The organism is Gardnerella sp. Marseille-Q9185 (genome assembly GCF_046508745.1).
In the GTDB taxonomy this organism is placed as follows: Bacteria; Actinomycetota; Actinomycetes; order Actinomycetales; family Bifidobacteriaceae; genus Bifidobacterium; species Bifidobacterium greenwoodii.
In genome coordinates this window covers 1-5,309 of the sequence record NZ_JBKFWK010000009.1, presented here as the reverse complement: position 1 = coordinate 5,309, position 5,309 = coordinate 1, and the positions used below count along the sequence as shown (strand labels likewise).

3 rRNA genes are annotated in these 5,309 nt (G+C 55.0%); all 3 read left to right on the top strand.

The window, feature by feature from the left end:
- Positions 1-3 precede the first annotated feature (3 nt).
- The 3 genes from ACLD5M_RS06150 (at position 4) to rrf (ending at position 5,269) form a co-directional block, all read left to right on the top strand.
- Positions 4-1,531 (top strand): 16S ribosomal RNA (locus ACLD5M_RS06150).
- 383 nt (positions 1,532-1,914) lie between these two features.
- A 23S ribosomal RNA gene (locus ACLD5M_RS06145) occupies positions 1,915-4,975 on the top strand.
- Between the two features lie 177 nt (positions 4,976-5,152).
- Positions 5,153-5,269: ribosomal RNA gene (gene rrf, locus ACLD5M_RS06140) — 5S ribosomal RNA — on the top strand.
- Together the 16S, 23S and 5S rRNA genes form the textbook arrangement of a ribosomal RNA operon.
- Positions 5,270-5,309: the final 40 nt, after the last annotated feature.

Genomic DNA, 5,309 nt, shown 5'->3' with positions numbered 1-5,309 from the left:
TTTTTCGTGGAGGGTTCGATTCTGGCTCAGGATGAACGCTGGCGGCGTGCTTAACACATGCAAGTCGAACGGGATCTAGTCAGCTTGCTGACTGGTGAGAGTGGCGAACGGGTGAGTAATGCGTGACCAACCTGCCCCATGCTCCAGAATAGCTCTTGGAAACGGGTGGTAATGCTGGATGCTCCAACTTGACGCATGTCTTGTTGGGAAAGTGTTTAGTGGCATGGGATGGGGTCGCGTCCTATCAGCTTGTAGGCGGGGTAATGGCCCACCTAGGCTTCGACGGGTAGCCGGCCTGAGAGGGCGGACGGCCACATTGGGACTGAGATACGGCCCAGACTCCTACGGGAGGCAGCAGTGGGGAATATTGCGCAATGGGGGAAACCCTGACGCAGCGACGCCGCGTGCGGGATGAAGGCCTTCGGGTTGTAAACCGCTTTTGATTGGGAGCAAGCCTTTTGGGTGAGTGTACCTTTCGAATAAGCGCCGGCTAACTACGTGCCAGCAGCCGCGGTAATACGTAGGGCGCAAGCGTTATCCGGAATTATTGGGCGTAAAGAGCTTGTAGGCGGTTCGTCGCGTCTGGTGTGAAAGCCCATCGCTTAACGGTGGGTCTGCGCCGGGTACGGGCGGGCTAGAGTGCAGTAGGGGAGACTGGAATTCCCGGTGTAACGGTGGAATGTGTAGATATCGGGAAGAACACCAATGGCGAAGGCAGGTCTCTGGGCTGTTACTGACGCTGAGAAGCGAAAGCGTGGGGAGCGAACAGGATTAGATACCCTGGTAGTCCACGCCGTAAACGGTGGACGCTGGATGTGGGGCCCATTCCACGGGTTCCGTGTCGGAGCTAACGCGTTAAGCGTCCCGCCTGGGGAGTACGGCCGCAAGGCTAAAACTCAAAGAAATTGACGGGGGCCCGCACAAGCGGCGGAGCATGCGGATTAATTCGATGCAACGCGAAGAACCTTACCTGGGCTTGACATGTGCCTGTCGACTGCAGAGATGTGGTTTCCCTTCGGGGCAGGTTCACAGGTGGTGCATGGTCGTCGTCAGCTCGTGTCGTGAGATGTTGGGTTAAGTCCCGCAACGAGCGCAACCCTCGCCCTGTGTTGCCAGCGGGTTATGCCGGGAACTCACGGGGGACCGCCGGGGTTAACTCGGAGGAAGGTGGGGATGACGTCAGATCATCATGCCCCTTACGTCCAGGGCTTCACGCATGCTACAATGGCCGGTACAACGGGATGCGACATGGTGACATGGAGCGGATCCCTTAAAACCGGTCTCAGTTCGGATCGTAGTCTGCAACTCGACTACGTGAAGGCGGAGTCGCTAGTAATCGCGAATCAGCAACGTCGCGGTGAATGCGTTCCCGGGCCTTGTACACACCGCCCGTCAAGTCATGAAAGTGGGCAGCACCCGAAGCCGGTGGCCTAACCCTTTTGGGATGGAGCCGTCTAAGGTGAGGCTCGTGATTGGGACTAAGTCGTAACAAGGTAGCCGTACCGGAAGGTGCGGCTGGATCACCTCCTTTCTACGGAGTTTTTGTGCACGCTCGGATGAGTGTGGTTACTGGTGTGGAAAACAATAGTTAACGTTTTTTGAATGAGTATGTTTGGGCATGCTTTTGGGTTCCCGGATTGCCACCCCCCTTTGTTTTGGGGTTGCGGTCCTTGACTCACAGGATTTCAGGTTGATGCTTTTTGGTGTTGGCTTGGGTTTTGTGGTGTTGTGGTGGTTTGAGAACTGGATAGTGGACGCGAGTGATTATGTGAGATTCTTTTTAGGGTTTCATGTTTTTGCTTTTACTGATTTTCGACCGGCTCCATTTTGGTGGAGTCGTCTTGATCGTTTTGTGATCGTTTAGTGTGATGATTTGTTGTCTAGAGAATTTTGCTGTTAGGTTTCTTACTGGTGTGTGTCACTGGTAAGGGCGTATGGTGGATGCCTTGGTAGACAGGACCGATGAAGGACGTGACGGGCTGCGATATGCCTCGGGGAGCTGCCGAGTGGGCTTTGATCCGAGGATTTCCGAATGGGGAGACCCGGCCACTGTTATGGGTGGTCACCACAGTTTTTGTGGGGGGTACGCAGGGAAGTGAAACATCTCAGTACCTGCAGGAAAGGATACTCCGTGAGTAGTGGCGAGCGAAAGCGGATCAGGCTAAACCGGGTGCGTGTGATAACCGTCAGGTGTTGCGCATTCGGGGTCGTGGGATTGGTTGTTCAGCCTCTGACGGGGTTGAGAAGAGTGATAAAATGTCGTGCTAGGTGAATGGGATTGAATTCCCAGCCGTAGAGGGTGATGGCCCCGTAGCTTGTCGTGCGATGTCTCTTTATGCTTATTCCCAAGTAGCGCGGGCCTCGTGGAATCCCGCGTGAATCTGCCCAGACCGTTGGGTAAGCCTAAGTATTCCTGTCTGACCGATAGTGTACTAGTACCGTGAGGGAAAGGTGAAAAGCACCCCGGGAGGGGAGTGAAATAGTTCCTGAAACCGTGCGCTTACAATCCGTCGGAGCCTTCTTGTGGGGTGACGGCGTGCCTATCGAAAAATGAGTCTGCGAGTCAGTGGTATGTGGCGAGGCTAACCCGGGTGGGGGAGCCGTAGCGAAAGCGAGTTTTAAAAGGCGTTTTAGTCGCATGTCCTGGACCCGAAGCGGGATGATCTAGCCCTGAGCAGGTTGAAGCGCGGGTAAGACCGTGTGGAGGACCGAACCCACCTAGGTTGAAAACTGGGGGGATGACTTGGGGTTAGGGGTGAAAGGCCAATCAAATTCCGTGATAGCTGGTTCTCTCCGAAATGCATTTAGGTGCAGCGTCGTGTTATTGCTTACAGGGGGTAGAGCTACTGGATGCTTGCGGGCCCATACCGGGTACCAATAGCAGCCAAACTCCGAATACCTGTTAGGTTTATCACGGCAGTGAGTCGGCGGGGGATAAGCTCCGTCGTCAAAAGGGAAACAGCCCTGATCGTCGTCTAAGGTCCCGAAGCGCGTGCTAAGTGGGAAAGGATGTGGAGTCGCATAGACAGCCAGGAGGTTGGCTCAGAAGCAGCCATCCTTGAAAGAGTGCGTAACAGCTCACTGGTCTAGTGGTTCCGCGCCGACAATGTAGCGGGGCTTAAGCACGCCACCGAAGACGCGGCTGCATGATTTGTTTCATGCGGGGTAGGAGAGCGTCCTGTAAGGGGTGAAGCGGCAGTGTGAACTTGTCGTGGACTTTACAGGAGTGAGAATGCAGACATGAGTAGCGAGAGACGGGTGTGAATCCCGTCCGCTGGATGACTAAGGGTTCCGGGGCCACGTTCGTCGTCCCCGGGTGAGTCGAGTCCTAAGGCGAGGCCGACAGGCGTAGTCGAATGGATGAACGGGTTGATATTCCCGTACCGGTGTTACACCGTTCGAACTGAATCTGAGAGTACTAACCTTCATTTGCGAGCTGGCTTCCTTTCGGGGTTGTTGGCTTGTTTGTGTTGGGAGCGTATCGGTAGTAGGTTAGCGTGGGAGTGACGCGGGTAGGTAGCCGGCTGCGGAGGTGGTTTTCCGTGGCTAAGCGTGTGGGCTGTCCTCTAGGTAAATCCGGGGGATGTTAAAGCTGAGGCGTGATGGGTAGGCTGTAAGGCTGATTCCGGTGATCCTGCTTGCCAAGAAAAGCTTCAACGTGAGGTGTGATTCCGCTCGTACCCTAAACCGACACTGGTGGTCTGGTAGAGTATACCGAAGCGATCGGGCGAATCCTGGCCAAGGAACTCGGCAAATTACTCCCGTGCCTTCGGCATAAGGGAGACCCCTGATGGTGATATGGTTTCACACTGTTGAGCTGTTGGGGGTGGCACAAGCTAGGGGGTAGCGACTGTTTACCAAAAACACAGGAGCGTGCGAAGGCGTAAGCCGCTGTATACGCTCTGACGCCTGCCCGGTGCCGGAAGGTTAAGAGGATCCGTTAGCTTCGGTGAAGCGGTGAATTTAAGCCCCGGTAAACGGCGGTGGTAACTATAACCATCCTAAGGTAGCGAAATTCCTTGTCGGGTAAGTTCCGACCTGCACGAATGGCGTAACGACTTCCCCACTGTCTCGGCCAGGAGCCCGGCGAAATTGCAGTACGAGTAAAGATGCTCGTTAAGCGCAGAAGGACGAAAAGACCCCGGGACCTTTACTATACCTTGGTATTGTCGTTAGGTGTGGATCGTGTAGCATAGGCGGGAGGCTGTGAAGCGCGGGCGCTAGCTTGCGTGGAGTCGACAGGTGAAATACCGCTCTTTCCATATCTGGCGTCTAACCTCAGCACGTTATCCGTGTTAGGGACAGTGCCTGGCGGGTAGTTTAACTGGGGCGGTTGCCTCCTAAAGAGTAACGGAGGCGCTCAATGGTCCGCTCAGCCCGGTTGGCAATCGGGTGTTGAGTGTAATCGCACAAGCGGGCTTGACTGTGAGACTGACGGGTCGAGCAGGGACGAAAGTCGGAGATAGTGATCCGGTGCCGGCGTACGGACGTGGCATCGCTCAACGGATAAAAGGTACCCCGGGGATAACAGGCTGATCATTCCCAAGAGTCCATATCGACGGGATGGTTTGGCACCTCGATGTCGGCTCGTCGCATCCTGGGGCTGGAGCAGGTCCCAAGGGTTCGGCTGTTCGCCGATTAAAGCGGCACGCGAGCTGGGTTCAGAACGTCGTGAGACAGTTTGGTCTCTATCCTCTGCGCTCGTTGGAATGTTGAGGAGACCTGCCCATAGTACGAGAGGACCTGGGTGGACGAACCTCTGGTATGCCGGTCGTCACGCCAGTGGCGCCGCCGGTTAGCTACGTTCGGAAGGGATAACCGCTGAAAGCATCTAAGCGGGAAGCCTGCTCCAAGATAAGCATTCCTTGCACTTTAGTGTGTGAGCCCCCATGTAGAACACGTGGTTGATAGGCTGGACGTGGAAGCCCTGTAAGGGGTGGAGCTGACCAGTACTAACGGGCGATGGTGACATTCTTCCCTTCTGCTTTTTAAGAAGGGGCTAGTTTGAAACTTGAGTATTATTTTCTAGCATCATGGAGTATTAAACGATTCGCTTAACGATTGGTTAGTAAAAGCTTTTTTGCTCGCGTTCATGTCCGGTTCCCAAACCGCCACGTTGCCACTCACGGTTTGTGAGTGTATAATATAGTTTTGCGGTGGTCATGGCTCAGGTGAGACGCCCGGTCCCATTCCGAACCCGGAAGCTAAGGCCTGACACGGCGAGGGTACTGCACTCGATAGGGTGTGGGAGACTAGCACGCTGCCGCATTAATCTTCTAGCGGGGAACTTGATTGTTCCCCGCTTTTTT